The following is a 19,485-nucleotide window of genomic DNA, read 5'->3' on the forward strand; positions in this document are numbered from 1 at the left end:
GGATGGCGACCATGAGCTATCGACTGGTCCTGCTCCGCCACGGCGAGAGCGAATGGAACGCCAAGAACCTCTTCACCGGCTGGGTCGACGTGCCGCTCTCGGAGAAGGGCGTGCAGGAGGCCCGCCGTGGCGGCACGCTGCTCACCGACGCCGGCGTGCGGCCCGACGTGCTGCACACCTCGCTCCTGCGGCGCGCGATCATGACCGCGAACCTCGCCCTCGACGAGGCGGACCTGCACTGGATCCCCGTCACGCGGGACTGGCGCCTCAACGAGCGCCACTACGGGGCGCTCCAGGGGAAGAACAAGAAGGAGATCCGCGACGAGTACGGGGAGGAGCAGTTCATGCAGTGGCGCCGCTCCTACGACGTGCCGCCGCCGCCGATCGAGCTCGGCTCCGAGTTCAGCCAGGACGCCGACCCGCGCTACGCGGGTGAGCCGATCCCCGCCTCGGAGTGCCTCAAGGACGTCCTCGAGCGCGCCCTGCCGTACTGGGACGCCAAGATCGTCCCCGACCTGCGGGCCGGGAAGACGGTGCTCGTGGCGGCCCACGGCAACTCGCTGCGCGCCATCATCAAGCACCTCGACGGGATCGACGACGAGACCATCTCCGGGCTCAACGTGCCCACGGGGATCCCGCTGCTCTACGAGCTGGACGAGGACCTGCGCCCGCTGACCCCGGGCGGGCAGTACCTCGATCCCGACGCCGCCGCCGCGGCGATCGAGGCGGTCGCCAACCAGGGCAGGTAGCCCCGACGACGACGGCGCCGCTCACCTCCAGGTGAGCGGCGCCGTCGTGCGTGGTGCGGTCGTGGGGTCAGTGCCCCTCGCTGCCGTACTCGTCCGCGATGACGTTCGCGCTCACGCCGGGGTCGATCTCGTCCTCGCCGATCGTGGGCGAGGTGGCTCCGGTGACGAGGTAGTTGATGCGGTGCGCCGCCGAGACGCCGTGGTCGCCGAAGCGCTCGAGGTAGCGGGCGATGAGGATGATGTCGACGATCTCCTGGCGGCTGAGCTCGAGCGAGTCGTCGAGGACCGTGTCGAACGTCCGCAGGTGCAGGCTGTCGAGCACGTGGTCCTTCTCCTCGAGCTCGCGCGCCTTGTCGAGGTCCGCGCCGCGGACGAGCTCGACCACGTCGTCGGCCACCCGGACCGCCTCGTCGGCCATCTGGACGAGCAGCTCGTGCCCGGCGCCGCCCACGACCTGGTCGGGGAACCGGCCGCGCGCGACGAACGCGACGTGCTGAGCGAGGTCACCCATCCGCTCGATGGTCCCGGACAGGCGCAGCGCCGAGATCACCTGGCGCAGGTCCCGCGAGACGGGCGCCTGAAGCGCGAGGAGCGCGATGCCCTGCTCGTTGAGCTGGCGGTCGAGCTCGTCGATGCGCTCGTCGGCGTCGATGACCTGCTCGGCGAGCTGGAGGTTCGCCGTCCGCAGCGCCTCGGCCGCCTTGGTCATCGCCTGGCTGGTGGCCTCGGCCATCCGGACGAGGTTGTCCTGCAGCTGCTCCAGGTCGTGCGTGAAGATCTTGCGCATTGCTTGGCCTCCGCGGCGGTGATGATGGCGGCCGGGTCGCGGCCGCACGGTCCAAGGGTAGCCAAGACCTGTTCGATGAACGCGTGGTGGACGGAGGGTGGCGGTGGGGCGACATCGCGGGGCGGGGTCGGTGAACTCGGGTGGTTCGGCCTAACCTCGACCCGTGCACGACTCCTGGCAGCTCTGGGTGGTCGCCCTGCTCGGACTCGTCGCCGGGCTCGGGGCCGGTCTCGCCCTGCGCGCGTCCGACCGGGAGCGGGACGCCGAGCTCGAGCCCACCGGACCGGCCCCGGGCCTCGACGACGACGTCATCTCGGTGCTCACCGTCCTGCCCCAGTCGATCGTCGTCCTCGACGCCGACGACGACGTCGTGCGGGCCTCCTCCGCGGCGTACGGGTTCGGACTCGTCCGGCACGACCGCCTCGCGCACGGCCGGCTCGCCGAGATGGTCGCCCGGCTGCGCCGCGACGGGCAGATCCGCGACGCCGAGCTCGCGCTGCCCCGCGGCCCCGTCGACGGTGCCGGCACGGTCCACCTCCAGGTGCGCGTCGCGCCCCTCAAGGACGGGCGCGTCCTGCTGCTCGCCGAGGACCGCACCCGGGCCCGCCGCGTGGAGGACATGCGCCGCGACTTCGTCGCCAACGTCTCCCACGAGCTGAAGACCCCGGTCGGCGCGATCGCGCTGCTCGCCGAGACGATGGACGACGTCGCCGACGAGCCGGACAGCGTGCGGCACTTCGCGTCGAAGATGGAGACCGAGTCGCAGCGGCTCGCCGAGCTCGTCCAGGACATCATCGACCTGTCCCGCCTGCAGGAGCCCGACGCCCTCGTCGACCCGGTGGTCGTCGAGGTCGACGAGGTCGTGGCCGAGGCGGTGGACCGGGTCCGAGTCGAGGCCGGGTCCCGCGGGGTGGACATCCGCTCGGGCGGCGCGCAGGGGCTGCGGCTGTACGGCGACCAGGGCATGCTCACCACCGCGGTGCGCAACCTGCTCGACAACGCGGTGCGGTACTCGCCGTCCGGCTCGACAGCCTCGGTCGGCGTGTCCCGCGGCGACGGACTCATCCGCATCGCCGTGGTCGACCAGGGGCCCGGTATCCCCGCGGACGCCCGGGAGCGCGTCTTCGAGCGCTTCTTCCGCGGTGACCTCGCCCGGTCCCGCGAGACGGGAGGCTCGGGCCTGGGCCTGAGCATCGTCAAGCACGTCGCCGCCGACCACGGCGGGCGTGCCGAGCTGTGGTCCACCGAGGGGCGCGGCTCGACGTTCACGCTGGTCCTGCCCGAGGCCCAGGAGCCCGGGCCCCACCCCTCACCCGACGACGAGGTCGACGCCGACGGCGACGACCGCGACGGTCACCCATCCGACGAGGAGCGCTGATGACGAAGATCCTGCTGGTCGAGGACGAGCAGACCTACCGCGAGACCCTGACGTTCAAGCTCGAGCGCGACGGGTTCGCGGTCGAGGCCGTGGGCGACGGGACGGAGGCGGTCGCCGCGTTCGACCGCCACGGCGCGGACCTCGTGCTCCTCGACCTCATGCTGCCCGGACTGTCCGGCACCGAGGTGTGCCGGCAGCTGCGCCAGCGGTCCCAGGTGCCGGTCATCATGCTGACGGCGAAGGACTCGGAGATCGACAAGGTCGTGGGCCTCGAGCTCGGCGCCGACGACTACGTGACCAAGCCCTACTCCTACCGCGAGCTCGTCGCCCGCGTGCGGGCCGTCCTGCGCCGGGGGCCCGCCGTCGAGGAGGGGGAGTCGGCCGTGCTCACCGTCGGCCGCGTCCGGATGGACGTCGACCGCCACGAGATCACGGTCGACGGCGAGTCCGTGGCCATGCCGCTGCGCGAGTTCGAGCTCCTCGAGCTGTTCCTGCGCAACCCCGACCGCGTGCTCACCCGCGGCCAGCTCATCGACCGCATCTGGGGCCCGAACTACCACGGCGACACCAAGACGCTGGACGTCCACGTCAAGCGCGTGCGCGGCAAGATCGAGATCGACCCGGCGCACCCGCAGATGCTGCACACCGTGCGGGGGCTGGGTTACAAGCTCGTCACCGACGCCGACTGACGGACGACGCTCGCGGCGGGCCCCCGGCGCGGCGCCGCAGCGCGGGCGCCCGGACCGCCGACCCCCGTGGTGAGGGCGTCCCGTCAGGGGGCGGTCAGGAGGGGGACTCGGAGCCGGACTCGGGGGAGTCCGCCTGCTCGAGGAACTCCGCGTACTCGGGGAGCGTGCCGTCGAGGACGGGGATCTCGCGGACGTCGTTGAAGCCGTCGGGCCCCTGGATCGCGGTGGGCAGGGTGGCTCCCGGTGCGGCCTCGACGTTCTCCACCGTCACGTTGGCGTCGTGCAGCGCGATGTTGCCCCCCGCGGGCACCTCGAACGGGGACGGCGCCCCGGTCTCGCCGATGTCGAGCTGCACGGTCACGGTCTCGCCCGACCTGTTGACGATGCTCCCGACGACGTGGCCGACCTCGCCCTCGGCCTCGGTCAGCACGAGCAGGTTCTCCACCGCGACGCCGTCCGCGACCGCGATGCGGGTGCCGTCGGACGGGGCGTACTCGTTGAGCGTGGTCACGGGCGAGGCCAGCATGCAGGACGACAGCAGCGAGGCGGACGCGACGGCGAGGCCTGCGCGGGACATGCGCCGGGCAACGGCCATGGTCGAGCTCCTTCGAGGGGGTGGACGGGACCTGCCGCGAGGGTACTAGACCCGCGGCGGCACAGGCCCCCGTACAGTGACCGGGCGCCGCCACGAGGCGCGGAATCACGCCGTTTCGCCGTGGTAGAATGGTCCGTCGCCGAACCTGAGGGAGCATTTCGCACATGACGTTCGCAGTGGGTGAGACGGTGGTCTACCCCCACCACGGAGCCGCCCTCATCGAGGACATCACGGTCCGCACGATCAAGGGCGAGGAGAAGACCTACCTGCACCTGCGGGTGGCCCAGGGGGACCTGAGCATCCAGGTCCCCGCGGAGAACGTCGACCTCGTCGGCGTGCGCGACGTCGTCGGCGAGGAGGGGCTCGAGCGGGTCCTCGACGTCCTGCGTGCGCCGCACACCGAGGAGCCGACCAACTGGTCGCGCCGGTACAAGGCCAACGTCGAGAAGATCGCGTCGGGCGACATCAACAAGGTCGCCGAGGTCGTGCGCGACCTGTCGCGCCGGGACACCGACCGGGGCCTGTCCGCCGGAGAGAAGCGCATGCTCGCCAAGGCCCGGCAGATCCTGTCCTCCGAGCTCGCGCTCGCCAAGGACGTCTCCGAGGAGGAGGCCGAGGGTCTGCTGGACGAGGTGCTCGCCGTCGGGGCCGCGGCCGCCGCCGAGGCGGAGCCCGTCGCCTCGGACGCGCCCGCCTCCTGACCCGCCGGCTGGGGAGCGACGTCGTGACCCGCGTCCACTGCGTCCTCGTGGCGGCCGGGTCCGGGACCCGGCTCGGCGCCCGCGGGCCGAAGGCGCTCGTCGCGCTCGCTGGTGAGCCGCTCGTCGTGCACGCGCTGCGAGGGCTGGCCCGCTCGGGCGTGCTCGACTCGATCGTCGTGGTCGCCCCCGAGGGGCGAACGTCTCACGTGCGGGACCTCGCCGCGGCCACCCTCGCCGAGCACGGGTACGCCGGTGCGCTCGACGTCGCCGCCGGAGGAGCCACCCGGCAGGGGTCCGTCGTCGCCGGGCTCGACGCCCTCGAGGCGTTGGCCGCGCCGGCGGACGACGACGTCGTCCTCGTCCACGACGCCGCCCGCTGCCTCACGCCGCCCGATCAGATCCGTACTGTCGTCGACGCCGTCCGCGCCGGGCACGGCGCCGTCGTCCCGGCGGTTCCCGTCACCGACACGCTCAAGCGGGTCGGGGCCGCCACCGGCACCACGGACGGGGCCGGCGCGGGCGGGGCGACGGCCGCCGGCTCGGCCACCGACGGGCCCCCCGCGGGCGGCGCCGAGCCGGTGCGCGCCACCGTCGACCGCGCCGAGCTGCGCGCCGTCCAGACGCCCCAGGGGTTCACCGCGCGCGTCCTGCGCTCCGCCCACGCCCAGGGGGCGCACCGGGCCGCGGACGAGGGCCTCGCGGCCTCCGACGACGCCGGGCTCGTCGAGGCGCTCGGCGGCGTCGTCGTCGTGGTCCCCGGGACCACCGCCGCGCTGAAGATCACCACCCCGTGGGACCTGCGGGTGGCCGGGCTCGTGCTCGCGGACCGCGCCGCGGGCCAGGACTGAGGCGGCTGGCGTGAACCTGCCCCGCACCGGAGTCGGCACCGACGTGCACGCCGTCTCGACCGATCCCGACCGGCCGATGATGCTCGCGTGCCTCAGCTGGCCCGGCGTCACGGGTCTCGCGGGCCACTCCGACGCCGACGTCGCCGCCCACGCCGCCTGCGACGCCGTCCTGTCCGCCGCCGGCATGGCCGACCTCGGCACCCAGATCGGCACGAGCGACCCACGGTGGAAGGGCGCCTCCGGCGCCGAGCTGCTCACGGAGATGGCGGGCCGCGTCCGCGCGGCCGGCTGGCTGATCGGCAACGTCGCCGTCCAGGTGGTCGGCGCCTTCCCGCGTGTCGGTCCGCGCCGCGAGGAGGCCGAGGCCGCGATGACGTCCGCGTTGGGCGCCCCGGTCTCGCTGTCCGCGACGACCACCGACGGGCTCGGTCTCACCGGTCGCCGCGAGGGCGTCGCCGCGATCGCGACCGCGCTCGTCGCCCGGGCTCCGGTCAGCGGGACGCCCCCGATCCCTCGGCGGGGGACGCCCGGTCCGACCGGACCGGGGTGACGTCCCGGGCGCTGACGGGCAGCACGAGGGCGAGCCCGGCGGCGAGGACGAGGACGATCCCGAGGATCCCCCAGTACTGGACGTCGTCGCCGGTCAGGCCGGTCACGGCCTCACCGATCGCGAGCGCGGCGGCGAACATGGCCGGCGCGAGGAACGAGACCGCGCGGCCCGTGGTGGCGTACAGGCCGAACACCTCGCCGTCCTTGCCCGGCGGGATGAGCCGCGCGAGGAAGGTCCGCGAGGCGGACTGCGCCGGGCCGACGAAGACGCACAGCACGAGGCCCAGGACCCAGAAGAGCGACGCTCCCAGGTCGTGCAGCGCGAAGATGCCGATGCCCGCGACGACCATCGACACCAGCGACAGCACGATGACCTTCTTGGGACCGAACCGGTCGTCGAGCAGGCCGAAGGAGATGGTCGCGATGCCGGCGACGACGTTCGCGGCGACCGCGAAGATGATGACCTCGCCGGCGCTGAACCCGAACGTGCCGGCGGCGATGATGCCGCCGAACGTGAAGACACCGGCGAGCCCGTCGCGGAACACGGCCGAGGCGAGGAGGAACCAGACGGTCCGCCGGTCGGTGCGCCACAGGCCGGCGATCGAGCCGAGGAGCCGGCGGTAGGACTGGGCGATCGACTCCTTGGGTGCCTCGGCCTCGGCGCCGGTGCGCCTGCGCAGCCGGGCGGCGTCGCGCAGGGAGGTGAGGACGAGCGGCAGCGAGAAGACCGCCGTCCAGACGGCTGCGACGAGCGTGGTCACCCGCACGTCCATGCCGCCCTCGCTCGTGACGCCGAACAGGCCGACGTCGGGGTTGATGAGCCCGAAGTAGACGATGAGCAGCAGCACGATGCCGCCGACGTAGCCCAGGCCCCAGCCGAACCCGGAGACCCGGCCCACGTTCTTCGGCGTGGAGATGTCGTTGAGCATGGCGTTGTAGTTGACGCCCGCCAGCTCGGAGGCGACGTTGCCGACCGCGAGCAGGATGAGCCCGAGCCACAGCCACTGGGCCTCGAAGGACCCGTCCGGCTGCACGGCCGGGGCGACGAAGAACATGCACGCGGTGACCACCGCGATGACGGCCGTGTAGAGCGCGAGGTTGAGCGAGCGGTTGCCGGACCGGTCCGCCCGCTGGCCGGTGACCGGGGCGATGAGCGCGACGACGACGCCCGAGACGGCGAGGACCGCGGCGAGGGTGCCGTCCGCCCCCTCGCCGAACAGGTCCTCGTTCGTCAGGTAGACCGTGAAGACGAAGGTCGTGATGACGGCGTTGAACGCGGCCGAGGCCCAGTCCCACAGCGCCCAGACGACGATCTTCGACGGGCGGGTGAGCCTGCGGGCCTCCGTGCGCAGCCACGCCGCCGCGGGGTCGGTGCCCGAGGTGGGGTCGGTGCCCGAGGTGGGGTCGGTGCCGGGTGCGGTGGAGCCGGGGCCCGGTTCGGTACCCGGTGCGGGAGAGCCGCCGGGCGCGGTGGCACCGCCGGGCTGGTCGGCGGTCGAGGGGGCGCGCTCCGTGGGGCGGTGGCGCTCGGGGGGCTCCGGGATGGTCACTCGCGCAACCTAGCCGCCCGTGGTGTCGGCGAGGTGACGTCGGCCGGTTCGCGGGTGTCGTCGTTACGCTGTCCCGGTGACCCTCCACCTGCACGACAGCGCCTCCCGTCGGGAGATCCCCCTCGACCCGGTGACCCCGGGCAAGGTCGGCATCTACCTGTGCGGCGCCACCGTGCAGGGCGCACCCCACGTCGGGCACCTGCGCTCCGGAATCGCGTTCGACGTGCTCGTGCGCTGGCTGCGCCGGTCGGGGCTCGACGTCACGCTCGTCCGCAACGTCACCGACATCGACGACAAGATCCTCACGAGGTCGGCCGAGGCGGGCGCCCCGTGGTGGGCGTGGGCCTACCGCTACGAGCGCGAGTTCACCGCCGCGTACGCCGCCCTCGGTGTCCTGCCGCCGACCTACGAGCCGCGCGCCACCGGGCACGTCACCGAGATGGTCGCCCTCATGCGGCGCCTCGAGGAGCGCGGGCACGCCTACGCCGGCGACCCGGGCAACGTCTACTTCTCCGTGCGCTCCTTCGAGGACTACGGGGCGCTGACGAACCAGCGCGCCGGGAGCTCCGCCGTCGACGAGACGGACCTGGCCCCGGACAAGCGCGACCCGCTCGACTTCGCCCTGTGGAAGGCCCCCCGGCCCGGCGAGCCCGCCTCCGCCGCCTGGGACACCCCCTACGGGCGCGGGCGGCCCGGGTGGCACCTCGAGTGCTCGGCGATGGCGCACCGCTACCTCGGTGAGGACTTCGACATCCACGGCGGCGGGATCGACCTGCGCTTCCCGCACCACGAGAACGAGCAGGCCCAGTCCCGCGCCGCGGGCTACGGGTTCGCGCGCATCTGGATGCACAACGCCTGGGTCGTCGTCGCGGGCGAGAAGATGGGCAAGTCCCTCGGCAACGCGCTGACCGTCGACGCCGTGCTCGGACGGGCAGCCGCCCCGGTGGTGCGGCTCGCGCTGGCCTCGGTCCACTACCGCGGCGCGGTCGAGTTCTCCGACGTCTCGCTCGCCGAGGCCGCCACCCAGTGGGAGAGGATCACCTCCTTCGTCCTGCGGTCCGCCGACGCGACCGGCGAGGCCACGGACGACGAGCTCGCCGCGCCCGACGCGCTCCCGGCGGCGTTCACCGCCGCGATGGACGACGACCTCGGGGTCTCGGCGGCGATGGCGGTCGTGCACGCCGAGCTGCGGGCCGCCAACACGGCGCTCGCCGAAGGCCGGTCGGCCGACGCGCACACCGGCCAGGTGCGGGTGCGCGCGATGCTCGACGTGCTGGGGCTCGACCCGCTCGCCGAGCCCTGGCGGGCGGGGACGACCGGGGCCGGCGGCGCCGCGGGCGGGGGCGCCGCGCACGACGCGCTGGCGGCCCTCGTCGAGGGTGCGCTCGAGGACCGTGCGCAGGCGCGGGCGGACAAGGACTGGGCGCGGGCGGACGCCGTGCGCGACAGGCTCACCTCGGCCGGGATCTCGGTCGAGGACGGCGCGGGCGGCGCCCGCTGGCATCTGGCAGGAGGTGCCTGATGGCGGGGAACTCCCAGCGCCGCGGCGCCGTACGCAAGGCAGGCTCGAAGAAGGCACCCACGAAGGGCTCCGGCGGGCAGCGCCGCCGCGGGCTCGAGGGCCGGGGCCCGACCCCGAAGGCCGAGGACCGCGAGTACCACCCGGCGGCCAAGCGGGCGGAGGCGAGCCGGCGGCGCGCCTCGAACGACCCCAAGGCCCAGGCCGCCCTCGCGGCCGACCGCGCGGCCCGGCTCCGCACGCGCATCGGCATCCCCGCGGACGCCGAGCTCGTCGTCGGGCGCAACCCGGTGGCCGAGGCGGTGCGGGCCGGCGTCACCATGTCCCACGTCCTCATCTCCGGGGCCGCCGCCTCGGACGAGCGCCTCGCCGAGCTCGTGCGTACCGCGACCGCGCTCGGCGCCCCGCTGGTGGAGTCCAGCCGCGTCGAGCTCGACCTCCTCACCGACGGAGGCGTGCACCAGGGGGTGGCCATCGCCGTCGCCCCGTACGCCTACGCCGACCTGGCGGACCTGCTCGACCGGGCCGAGCGCCGCGGGCACGCCCCCCTCGTCGTGGCGCTCGACTCCGTCACCGACCCGCACAACCTCGGGGCCGTGCTGCGCTCCGCGGCGGCGTTCGGCGCCGACGGCGTGCTCCTGCCCGAACGACGCTCCGCCGGCGTGACCTCGACCGTCTGGAAGGTCTCGGCCGGAGCCGCGGCCCGCGTGCCGGTGGCCCGCGAGACCAACCTGACCCGGGCGCTCACCGAGGCGAAGAAGGCCGGCTGCTTCGTCGTCGGGCTCGACGGCGAGGGGACCACCTCGGTCCGGGACCTCGAGCTCGCCACCGAGCCGCTCGTGCTCGTCACCGGTTCCGAGGGCAAGGGACTCTCCAGGCTCGTGCGGGAGACGTGCGACGTCGTCGCCTCGATCCCCATCGCCGAGGACGTGGAGTCGCTCAACGCCGCGGTCGCCACCGGCGTCGCGCTCTACGAGATCTCCCGTCGTCGCGCCGAGGCCGGGCCGGCGCCGGCCGGGCAGGGGGCGTGATGTCACGCGTCGACGAGTACCTCGACCGCGCCGCGGAGGCGGTCCTCGCGGGGGACGGCCTCGTCGTCGACGAGCGGGACCCTCAGATCCCGCTGCCGGTGCGCGACCTGTGGGGCTTCTACCGCAGCGTCGCCGTCGACCGCCCGTGGATCGCCCGCACCGTCGTGGCCGCGGAGGTCGGCGCCGCGATCCTCCTCGCACGCCGGGGCTCCGCACTCGGCAGGATCGGCAGCGTCCTGCTGGTCGTGGACGCCGTCGGCGAGCTGGTCACGCAGGCCTACGCCCGCCGGCACACCGACGCTGCCGGGCGCCTCGTCCTCCCGCCGCGGCCCCGCGGCGACCGGACGGACTGAACCGGCGACGTCCCCGGGGCGCGGATCATCGTCGAGGGGGCGCGAAGGTGCACGGATACCGGCACCACAGGTGCGTGGTCGCGCCCTCTCGACGTACCCCGCGCCGCCCGGTCGGCTACTCGTCGTCGGGCCCGACCGCGTCGATGACACGGCGTTCGTCCATCCGGTGCCGCAGCTCGGTCTCGATATAGGACTGCACGGCCTCCGCGGTGGGCACGTCCCGCCCCTGGGCCTGGGACATGTACCAGCGGTGCTCGAGGATCTCGTGGAAGATCTCCGCGGGCTCGAGCTTGCGGCGCAGCTCGCGCGGGACGGCCCGCACCGTCGGTTCGAACACCTCGGCGAGCCAGTGGTGGGCGACGACGACGAGGTCCTGGCCCGCCCCGCCCCGGGTGGCCCGGAACTGCTCGAGGTCGTTGAGCATCCGCCGGCCCTGCCCCTCCTGGACGTCGAGGCCGGTCAGCCGCATGACCTGGCGGTGGAAGTGGCCCGCGTCGACGACCTTCGGCTGGATCGAGACGTTGGTGCCCGTGACGTCGGTCGTGATGTCGATCTCGTCGACGTCGTAGCCCAGCTCGTTGAGCCGGTTCATCCGGGCCTCGACCCGCCACAGCTCGCCGGCCGCGAAGCTCTCCCTCCGCGTGAGCTCGGCCCACAGCGACTCGTAGCGGGAGACGATCCGGTCCCCGACGGCGATGGTGTCGATGTCCTCCGGCGCGATCTCGCCGGCCTGGAGGTCCATGAGCTCGCCGATGATGTTCGTCCGCGCCAGGTCGAGGTCGTAGGAGCGCTTCGCGTCGGACAGCGGCGGGTGCAGCTCGCCCGTCTCGGCGTCGACGAGGTAGGCCGCGAACGCGCCGGCGTCCCGGCGGAAGAGCGTGTTCGACAGCGAGACGTCGCCCCAGAAGAACCCGAGCAGGTGCAGGCGGACGAGCAGGACCGCCAGCGCGTCGATGAGCCGGCCGACCGTCTCGGGTCGCATGTGCTGGCTGAACAGCGCGCGGTAGGGCAGGGCGTACTCGAGGTGCCGGGTGACGAGGGCGGAGTTCAGCGGTTCGCCGTCGGCGCCCGTCCGTCCGGTGACCACGGCCAGCGGCGCGACGGCCGGCGCCTCGAGACGACCCAGGGCGCGCAGCACCTCGTACTCGCGGTAGGCCACCGACTCGCCGATCTCCTTGACGGCCACCAGCCCGCTGGACGTGCGCACGAACCGGACGACATGGCGGGACAGGCCGCGGGGGAGGGCCGCGAGGACGTCGTCGGGCCAGTCCTCCAGCGGGACGTCCCAGGGCAGGGCGAGCAGGCCGGCGTCGACGACGGCCGCGGTGATCTGCCGTTCCTGGGGCACTCGCGGACTCCTCGTCGTGCTGGTCGGGAACGGGCCGGCGGCGGAGCGGGAGACCCGCGCCGCCGCCGGTCGGCGTTCAGCGGGGCAGGCGTCGGCCGGTCGAGGGCGAGAAGTCGTGCTGCTCGTCGGGCCGGATCGCGACGTGGATGACGGACCCCTTGTCCGGCACGTCGCGCGGGTCGATCCGGATGACGACCTGGTCCGGGTCCTCGCCCGAGCCGACGTTCGCGGCGGCCTCGCGCCCCACGAGGGAGCCGTAGACGTAGGCGTCGGAGCCGAGCTCCTCGACCAGGTTGACCTCGACGGCCAGCGCACCGGGGGTCTCGGCGGAGACGCGCTCGGTGGACTCCGGGCGGAAGCCGATCGTCACCGTCGTGGCGCCCTCCTCGCGCAGGGCCGCGAGGCTCGCCGGGCTCAGCGGGATGCGGGCCGCGCCGAGCGTGGCGTGCTCGCCGTCGAGCGTGAACTCACCGAGGTTCATCGCGGGCGAGCCGATGAAGCCGGCCACGAACACGTTCTCGGGCCGGTCGTACATCTCGCGCGGCGTGCCGACCTGCTGGAGGAGGCCGAAGTTGAGGACCGCGATCCGGTCGCCCATCGTCAGCGCCTCGGTCTGGTCGTGCGTGACGTACACGGTGGTGACCCCGAGCCTCCGCTGCAGGGACGCGATCTGCGTGCGGGTCTGGACGCGGAGCTTGGCGTCGAGGTTCGACAGCGGCTCGTCCATGAGGAACACGCGCGGCTGGCGGACGATCGCCCGGCCCATCGCCACGCGCTGCCGCTGCCCGCCCGAGAGGGCCTTCGGCTTGCGCTGGAGGTAGTCCGAGAGGTCGAGGATCTTCGCGGCCTCGGCCACGCGGGACTCGATCTCGGACTTCGGCGTCCCGGCGATCTTCAGGGCGAAGCCCATGTTGTCGGCGACGCTCATGTGCGGATAGAGCGCGTAGTTCTGGAACACCATCGCGATGTCCCGGTCCTTGGGCTGGACGTCGGTGACGTCGCGGTCACCGATGAGGATGCGGCCGGCGTTGACGTCCTCGAGGCCCGCGAGCATCCGCAGGGAGGTGGACTTGCCGCAGCCGGAGGGGCCGACGAGGACGAGGAACTCGCCGTCGGCGACCTCGAGGTCGAGCGCGTCGACGGCCGGCCGGTCCGAGCCGGGGTACACGCGCGTGGCCTTGTCGAAGGTCACTGAAGCCATGGTGGTTGATTCCCTTCACCGGCAGGTACGTGCCGGACGATCCGTCGTGAAGAGCGGTGGTGTGTCTACACCGACACGCGCGGAAGCCACACGGGACCGCCGCAGGAGCATCATGGCACGCCGCGTCCGCCCCCGCGGGGCCGGAACCCTCGCGGGGCCGGACCCCTCGCTCAGGCGCGCAGCTGCGCGAGCCGGTCGAGGACGACCGCGAACTCGTCGGGGTCACCCACGCGGAAGCGGGCGGCCGTCTCGCCGTCGCCGACCTTGACCGAGAGGTCGTGCTCCCGCAGCACGGCGAACGCGTCCTCGTCGGTGCGGTCGTCGCCGGCGTAGAGCACGGCGTCCGCCCCGGTCTCGGCGCGCAGGTCGAGCACGCCGTCGCCCTTGGTCACGGTGAGTACCGCCATCTCCAGGACGTCGTGCCCGGAGATCACGCGTACGCCGGGCAGGCCTGCCGGGCCGGTGAGGAGCTCGGTGGTCGCGGCGCGCGCGGCGTCCTCGCTCATGCCGCGCGTGTGGAGGGTGATCGACGCCGGCTTGGCCTCCAGGTGGGTGCCCGGGTGCGCGGCGACGACCTCCTCGGTCCCCCGCAGCACCTCGGCACGCAGCGCGGCGAGCTCGTCGTCGAGGTCGATCGGCTCGCTCGTCAGGCCGGTCTCGGAGCCCGCGTCGATGCGACCCCGCTCGGCACCGTGGGAGGCGACGACGAGGGTCCCGTCCGGGAGGTCGGCGAGCGAGGCGAGGGTGCCCGCGTCCCGGCCCGAGACGACCGCGACCGTCACGTCCGGCAGCGCGGCCAGGCGGTCGACGGCCCACACCGCGGCGTCGGTCATGCGGGAGGTCGTGGGGTCGTCCACCAGCGGGGCGAGGACGCCGTCGAAGTCGAGCGCGACGAGCAGGTGCCCCCGGCGGGCGAACGCTGCCACCGCCTCGTCGAGCTCGTGCTCCAGGCGCGCGGTGAACATCGGGGCGTCGATCCCCGGTCCGGGGACGCCGCGGTCCGCCGAGGGGTCGGGCTGGTGGTCGTTCATTGCTTCTCCTCGGTGGTGGTGCCGGTCCCGGTGCCGGTCCCCGGCTCGCCGGCGCCGTTGTCCGTCGTCGTGTCCTGGGTCGTCTCCTCCTCCGCCGCGGGGGCCCGGCCCCGCGGGGTGGCCTGGGCGAGGTAGCCGAGGAAGTCGTCGGCCCAGCGCTGAACGTCGTGGCTCATCACCCGTCGGCGCATCGACCGCATCCGGCGTCGGCCCTCCCGGGCGTTGACGTGCGTGGCCTGGACGATCGCCGCCTTGAGCCCGTCGATGTGGTGGGGGTTGACGAGGAACGCCTGCGGGAGCTCGTCGGCCGCCCCGGTGAACTCCGACAGCACGAGCGCACCGCCCAGGTCCTCCCGGGCGGCGATGTACTCCTTGGCCACGAGGTTCATGCCGTCGCGCAGGGAGGTCACCAGGGCGACGTCGGCGGCGAGGAAGAGCGCGGCCATCTCCTCGGGCGGGAACGACTGGTGGAGGTAGCTGATCGGGGCGGACCCGATGTCGCCGTGGTCGCCGTTGATCCGGGCGACCGCGACCTCGACGTCGTCGCGCAGCACCTTGTACTGCTCGACCCGCTCGCGCGAGGGCGAGGCGACCTGGACGAGCACGGTCTCGTCGGCGTCGAGCAGGCCGTCGCGGACGAGCTCCCCGTAGGCCTTGATCCGGTGGAGGATCCCCTTGGTGTAGTCGAGTCGGTCGACGCCGAGGAGCATGGTCCGCGGGCTCCCGAGCTCCTTGCGGATCTCCTGCGCGCGCTTGCGCACCTCGGGCCGCGACGCGGTCGCCGCGAAACCCTGGGAGTCGATGGAGATGGGGAACGCGCGGGCGCGCACGGACCGCTCCTCGGGCAGGAGGCTGCTGGCCCGGACGCGCACCTGGTCGCGGCGGGTGGGGTGGTCGGTGAGACGGCGGACGGCCGCCAGGAAGTTGCCGGCGTCGGACTCGCGCTGGAAGCCGATGACGTCGGCGCCGAGGAGGCCGTCGACGACCTGCTGGCGCCACGGCAGCTGGGTGAAGATCTCCACCGGCGGGAACGGGATGTGGTTGAAGAAGCCGATCCGCACGTCGGGCCGGCGCGTGCGGATGAGCGCGGGCACGAGCTGCAGCTGGTAGTCGTGCACCCACACGGTGCCGCCCTCGGCGACCGTGGCGACCGCCGCGTCGGCGAACCGCTGGTTGACCCGCCGGTAGGCCTCCCACCACTCCCGGTGGAACTCGGGCTGGACGATGACGTCGTGGTACAGCGGCCACAGGGTCCCGTTGGACATGCCCTCGTAGTAGCGCTCGACCTCCTGGGCGCGCAGCGGGACCGGCACCAGGTGCATGCCGACGGCGTCGAACGGCTCCGGGGTGTCCGCCTCCTCGGCGGTGTCCCCGGTCCAGCCGATCCAGGCGCCGTCGACCGACTGCATGATCGGGGCCAGCGCGGTCACCAGGCCGCCGGGGGAGCGGCGCCACTCGCGCTCGCCGTCCTCCCCCTCCACGGCGTCCACGGCGAGCCGGTTGGCGACGACGACGAGGTCGTAGCCCTCGCCGGACGGTCCTGCGGCGTCGTCGTGCGCGTGGTCCGCCGCGTCCGCGCCGTCGTGCGCCCGGTCCCGGCCCGCGCCGTCCGCGTCCTGCTCGCCGTGGGTGCTGCTCGTCATCGGTCCGTCCTCCTCCGGCGCCGACCGGGCGCCCGTGTCCACCGTAGGCCTCCCCGTGACCTGGTGCATCTGCGTCGGAGCGCCCCGGGCGCCGGGCGGGCCACCCGGATAGCCTCGGGCCGTGGACAGTGCGACGGACCCCGGGCGGGCGGCCGGCGGGAGGGACGGTCACGAGGTGACCGCTGCCCGCGCCACCGCGCCGGCGGAGCCCCAGCGTGAGCTCGGCGGCTACCGGCTGCTGCGCAGGATCGGCTCCGGCGGCATGGGCGAGGTCCACGAGGCCGTCGACGGCGACGGGCACCGCGTGGCCCTCAAGCTGCTCCACCCGCACGTGGCCAGGGAGGCGGCTTCGCGGGCCCGGCTCGCCCGGGAGGTCCAGCTCCTCCACCGCGTCAGGGCGCCCGGCGTCGCCCGCGTCATCGATGCGGAGGTCGAGGACTCCGAGGCGTTCGTCGTCACCGAGCTCGTGGACGGGCCCACCCTCGAGGCCGACGTCGCGGAGCACGGCGCGTTCTCCGCCGAGGAGATCGTCATGCTCGCGCACGGGCTCGCGGACGCCCTGCGGGCCATCCACGCCGCCGACATCGTCCACCGGGACCTCAAGCCCGGCAACGTCATGCTCTCGCCGGACGGGCCGGTGCTCATCGACTTCGGCATCGCCCAGGTCGTCGACGACGAACGGCTCACCCAGACCGGCCTCGTCACCGGCACGCCGGGCTATCTCGACCCCGAGGTCCTGGCCGGCGCGGAGCCGTCGCCCGCGTGCGACTGGTGGGCATGGGCGGCCGTGCTCGTCCACGCCTCGACCGCCCGCCCGCCGTTCGGCCGGGGACCGACCGCCGCCGTCCTCGGACGGGTGGCGACCGGCCGGGTCGACCTCGAGGGCGTCGAGCCCCTGCTGGCCCGCGCCCTCGCGGCCGCGCTGAGCCCCGACCCGGCGCACCGGCTCGACCCGTCCGCCGTGCTCGACGTCATCGACGGGGAGATCGGGCGCGACGGTCTCGAGGAGCGGATCGCCGAGCGGCAGGCCAGGGAGCCGTCGTCGGCGGTGCACGGCGTGCTTCCCGCCGACCACGCGGCGACCGGCGTGCTGCCCGGCGGCGCCCCGGGCGCGCCGCACGCTCCGCACGATTCGCGCGGCGCGCACGGCGGCGCCGGGCACGGGGCCGAGGTGCAGGGTCCGGCCGGGTACCGAGCGGCCGGCCACGTCGCGTCGGGCCACGGACCGTCGGACCACCGGTCGTCGGACCACGGCGCGCCCACCTACCCGCCGGGCGGCGGCGCCGACGGGCGGACCCGCGTGGCCGACCCCGCGTGGGCCGAGGTCGCGGGGCACGGGGCCGCCGGCGGCTACGACGCCCACGGCTACGACTCCCACGGCGGAGCGCCGGCCGGCGCACCCCCCGGCGGCCAGGCCCCGCGCAGCTACCCGCCCGGGTCCGCCGAGCGGCAGGACGCGGAGCCCTGGGCCGACGGCGGCGGGCAGCGCGGCGCGCAGCGGTACGGATCGGGTCCGAGCGGGGGCCAGGGCCGTCCGATCGGCCCCCTCGGGCTCGATCGTCCGGACCCGGAGACGGGCCCCTACGGGCGCAACCCCGGCGGCCTGGCCGCCTACGGCAACGCCGGCACCGAGCCGCCCGACGGAGCGGGTGCGCGATCCTTCCTCGGCGAGGACGGGCGACCGCCCGCCTGGGCCCGCCCGCCGGCGAGACGGACGGGCGTCGCGGCCGCGGCCGGGCTCGCCATGGCCACGATCGCCCCGCACGCACCGGGCTGGTTCCTCGTCCTGCTCGTGATCTCCACCGTCCTGCTGGCGGCCTGGGGGCAGGCGGACCGCGCCCGGCGCAACGCGCGCCTCAGGCGGGGCGTCCGCGCGGGCGACACCGGTCGGATGCTCGCCGCGATGCCCTGGTACCTGGTCGTCGGCGCGCTCACCAGCGCCGTCGGCATGATCATCGGGCTCGTGCTGGCGGCGTCCGTCGTCCTGGGGGCCGAGCTGCTCAGCGGCGAGCCGGCGTCACCGCCGGTCCTGCTGCTCGCCGGGATCCTCGCGGTGTGCGGCGTGTGGCTCGCGCCCACCGGGAGCAACGCGCGCGAGGGGTTCCGGTCCGTCGTCGGCGCCCTGGCCCCGGGACGGCTCGGACGGATCGTGCTGCTCGCGGCGTTCCTGGCGCTCGCCGCCGTCGCGGGCGGGACCGTCGCCCTCGGTGCCGCGCCCGAGCCGACGTGGTGGCCGCTGCCGGACCTCGGCTCCCTCACGGCGGGCTGACCTGCAGCACGCGGGCGCCGTGGTCCACGGCGGACCGCGGCCCGCCCCGTCCGGCGCGGCGGACCGACGCCCGACGGCGCTGGGAGCCGACGCATCCCGTCCGTGAGACGCGCGAAGGAGCTGAGAGACCGGCCACGTTCGTCCGGTCGCGAGACAGACGCCGCCCCGCCGCGGTGCCGGCCCGTCGTAGTGTGGGCTCGCCTCCGGCCGGTCGCGGGAGGTGACGGTACGACGGAGGACTGGACCCATGGCCAAGAACGACCGACCCACCGCGAACGAGCGGCGCGAGGCCGCCCGCGAGCGAGCCCGCAAGGTCAAGGCGGAGCAGGCGCGCCGGGCCCGCCGCAACCGGATCCTCACGATCGTCGCCGTCGTCGCGGGAGCCGCGCTCGTCGTCGGCGTCATCGGCTACATCGTCTGGCAGGGGACGCGCTCCCCGCTGGACGAGTACGAGGGGCCGGTGCCGGAGAACGTCGAGGCCGACGGCGCGATCATGGTGGGTCAGGACGGCAGCGCCGGCAGCACGACCGACGGGGCGCCGGTCATCGACGTCTACGCCGACCACACGTGCAGCTACTGCGCGAACTTCGAGGAGGCCAACGGTGAGGGCCTGCAGATGCTGGTCTCCGAGGGCGAGGCCCAGGCCGCGCTGCGTCCCGTCGGCCTGCTCGACCGGTCGGGCGACTACTCCGGCTACTCGGGCCGCGGGGTCGAGGCCATGTACGTCGTCGCCGACGGCGCTCCCGAGCTGATCTTCGAGGCCAACGACGCGCTGTTCGACCTGTGGGTCGGCAACCTGGAGGTCATCCAGTCCACTGGGCAGGAGCCCAGCGACGAGGAGATCATCGCCGCCCTGGAGGGTGCCGGCGTGCCGTCCGAGGTCGCCTCGAGCATCACCGACGACGAGTACACGGAGTACGTCGAGGCCGTGACCGCGCAGGCCGTCGCCGACGGCGTGGAGGGCACGCCGACCATCCTCATCGACGGCGACGAGTTCACCGAGGGCCGGTACACCCCGGGCGGTCTCTACCTCGAGGTGACCGGCAACGAGCAGCCCGCCGCCGAGACGTCGAGCGACGCCCCGGCCGAGGCGCCGAGTGACGAGAGCCAGTCCGTCGCCCCCTGACACCTCGCGTACCCTCGGCGCAGGCCCGGCTCCGGCCGGGCCCGCGCCGACTTAGCTCAGCTGGTAGAGCACCCGCCTTGTAAGCGGACGGTCGCGGGTTCGAGTCCCGCAGTCGGCT

The 19,485-nt window shown here is 74.3% G+C and carries 18 protein-coding genes and 1 tRNA gene; 12 read left to right on the plus strand and 7 right to left on the minus strand.

Translation table 11 applies throughout. The features are described 5' to 3' along the window. Window positions 1-11: 11 nt before the first annotated feature. The gene (locus AC24HA_RS03285) at window positions 12-749 is read left to right on the plus strand and encodes a phosphoglyceromutase (RefSeq protein WP_425708047.1); all 738 of its coding nucleotides are present in this window, start codon (window positions 12-14) and stop codon (window positions 747-749) included. Between the two features lie 67 nt (window positions 750-816). Here the strand turns inward: AC24HA_RS03285 and phoU are convergent, their stop codons facing one another. Beyond that, window positions 817-1,536: a phosphate signaling complex protein PhoU gene (gene phoU, locus AC24HA_RS03290; protein WP_425708048.1), complete on the minus strand. Its 720-nt coding sequence runs from the start codon at window positions 1,534-1,536 to the stop codon at window positions 817-819. A gap of 163 nt (window positions 1,537-1,699) precedes the next feature. On the opposite strand from phoU, the gene AC24HA_RS03295 reads away from it, so the two are divergent. Beyond that, window positions 1,700-2,914 (plus strand): sensor histidine kinase, encoded by a 1,215-nt coding sequence (locus AC24HA_RS03295; protein ID WP_425708049.1) that lies wholly within the window; start codon window positions 1,700-1,702, stop codon window positions 2,912-2,914. After that, the gene (locus AC24HA_RS03300) at window positions 2,914-3,603 is read left to right on the plus strand and encodes a response regulator (RefSeq protein WP_425708050.1); all 690 of its coding nucleotides are present in this window, start codon (window positions 2,914-2,916) and stop codon (window positions 3,601-3,603) included. The genes AC24HA_RS03295 and AC24HA_RS03300 overlap by 1 nt, the downstream gene beginning before the upstream one ends. A gap of 94 nt (window positions 3,604-3,697) precedes the next feature. On the opposite strand, the gene AC24HA_RS03305 is transcribed toward AC24HA_RS03300, so the two are convergent. Further along, window positions 3,698-4,198 carry a hypothetical protein gene (locus AC24HA_RS03305; RefSeq protein ID WP_425708051.1) on the minus strand — a complete coding sequence of 167 codons (501 nt, stop codon included), beginning with the start codon at window positions 4,196-4,198 and terminating at the stop codon, window positions 3,698-3,700. A gap of 164 nt (window positions 4,199-4,362) precedes the next feature. Here AC24HA_RS03305 and AC24HA_RS03310 point away from each other — a divergent pair, with 164 nt between their 5' ends. The 3 genes from AC24HA_RS03310 to ispF all read left to right on the plus strand — a co-directional run bounded on the left by AC24HA_RS03310 (window position 4,363) and on the right by ispF (window position 6,297). Further along, the gene (locus AC24HA_RS03310; RefSeq protein WP_425708052.1) at window positions 4,363-4,899 is read left to right on the plus strand and encodes a CarD family transcriptional regulator; all 537 of its coding nucleotides are present in this window, start codon (window positions 4,363-4,365) and stop codon (window positions 4,897-4,899) included. Window positions 4,900-4,922: 23 nt separating this feature from the next. Further along, window positions 4,923-5,747: an IspD/TarI family cytidylyltransferase gene (locus AC24HA_RS03315; RefSeq protein ID WP_425708053.1), complete on the plus strand. Its 825-nt coding sequence runs from the start codon at window positions 4,923-4,925 to the stop codon at window positions 5,745-5,747. A gap of 76 nt (window positions 5,748-5,823) precedes the next feature. Further along, complete coding sequence (gene ispF, locus AC24HA_RS03320) at window positions 5,824-6,297, plus strand: 2-C-methyl-D-erythritol 2,4-cyclodiphosphate synthase (protein WP_487563606.1); 474 nt, start codon at window positions 5,824-5,826, stop codon at window positions 6,295-6,297. Here the strand turns inward: ispF and AC24HA_RS03325 are convergent. Next, window positions 6,239-7,648, minus strand: a complete 1,410-nt coding sequence (locus AC24HA_RS03325; protein ID WP_425708140.1) for an MFS transporter — start codon at window positions 7,646-7,648, stop codon at window positions 6,239-6,241. The genes ispF and AC24HA_RS03325 overlap by 59 nt on opposite strands. A gap of 274 nt (window positions 7,649-7,922) precedes the next feature. Here AC24HA_RS03325 and cysS point away from each other — a divergent pair, with 274 nt between their 5' ends. From cysS to AC24HA_RS03340, 3 genes are read left to right on the plus strand one after another with little or no spacing between them, the layout of a single operon-like run. Beyond that, complete coding sequence (gene cysS, locus AC24HA_RS03330) at window positions 7,923-9,368, plus strand: cysteine--tRNA ligase (protein ID WP_425708055.1); 1,446 nt, start codon at window positions 7,923-7,925, stop codon at window positions 9,366-9,368. Next, the gene (rlmB, locus tag AC24HA_RS03335) at window positions 9,368-10,396 is read left to right on the plus strand and encodes a 23S rRNA (guanosine(2251)-2'-O)-methyltransferase RlmB (protein ID WP_425708056.1); all 1,029 of its coding nucleotides are present in this window, start codon (window positions 9,368-9,370) and stop codon (window positions 10,394-10,396) included. The genes cysS and rlmB overlap by 1 nt, the downstream gene beginning before the upstream one ends. After that, a complete protein-coding gene (locus tag AC24HA_RS03340) occupies window positions 10,396-10,749 on the plus strand; it encodes a hypothetical protein (protein WP_425708057.1) in 354 nt (117 codons plus the stop codon). The genes rlmB and AC24HA_RS03340 overlap by 1 nt, the downstream gene beginning before the upstream one ends. Before the next feature lie 115 nt (window positions 10,750-10,864). Here AC24HA_RS03340 and AC24HA_RS03345 read toward each other — a convergent pair whose 3' ends face one another. The 4 genes from AC24HA_RS03345 to AC24HA_RS03360 form a co-directional block, all read right to left on the minus strand. Further along, window positions 10,865-12,097, minus strand: a complete 1,233-nt coding sequence (locus AC24HA_RS03345) for a DUF4032 domain-containing protein (protein WP_425708058.1) — start codon at window positions 12,095-12,097, stop codon at window positions 10,865-10,867. Between the two features lie 76 nt (window positions 12,098-12,173). Next, a complete protein-coding gene (locus AC24HA_RS03350) occupies window positions 12,174-13,298 on the minus strand; it encodes an ABC transporter ATP-binding protein (RefSeq protein WP_425708059.1) in 1,125 nt (374 codons plus the stop codon). A gap of 170 nt (window positions 13,299-13,468) precedes the next feature. After that, window positions 13,469-14,329 carry a trehalose-phosphatase gene (gene otsB / locus AC24HA_RS03355; RefSeq protein ID WP_425708060.1) on the minus strand — a complete coding sequence of 287 codons (861 nt, stop codon included), beginning with the start codon at window positions 14,327-14,329 and terminating at the stop codon, window positions 13,469-13,471. Then, the gene (locus tag AC24HA_RS03360; RefSeq protein ID WP_425708061.1) at window positions 14,326-15,972 is read right to left on the minus strand and encodes an alpha,alpha-trehalose-phosphate synthase (UDP-forming); all 1,647 of its coding nucleotides are present in this window, start codon (window positions 15,970-15,972) and stop codon (window positions 14,326-14,328) included. Before AC24HA_RS03360 ends, otsB begins: the two co-directional genes overlap by 4 nt. 121 nt (window positions 15,973-16,093) lie before the next feature. Between AC24HA_RS03360 and AC24HA_RS03365 the strand changes: the two genes are divergently transcribed. The 3 genes from AC24HA_RS03365 (at window position 16,094) to AC24HA_RS03375 (ending at window position 19,485) form a co-directional block, all read left to right on the plus strand. After that, window positions 16,094-18,241, plus strand: coding sequence for a protein kinase domain-containing protein (locus AC24HA_RS03365; RefSeq protein WP_425708062.1), 2,148 nt, complete (start codon window positions 16,094-16,096; stop codon window positions 18,239-18,241). Between the two features lie 247 nt (window positions 18,242-18,488). Further along, window positions 18,489-19,367, plus strand: a complete 879-nt coding sequence (locus AC24HA_RS03370) for a DsbA family protein (RefSeq protein ID WP_425708063.1) — start codon at window positions 18,489-18,491, stop codon at window positions 19,365-19,367. Between the two features lie 45 nt (window positions 19,368-19,412). After that, a tRNA-Thr gene (locus AC24HA_RS03375) sits at window positions 19,413-19,485 on the plus strand.

Source organism: Georgenia sp. Z1491, from assembly GCF_057652395.1.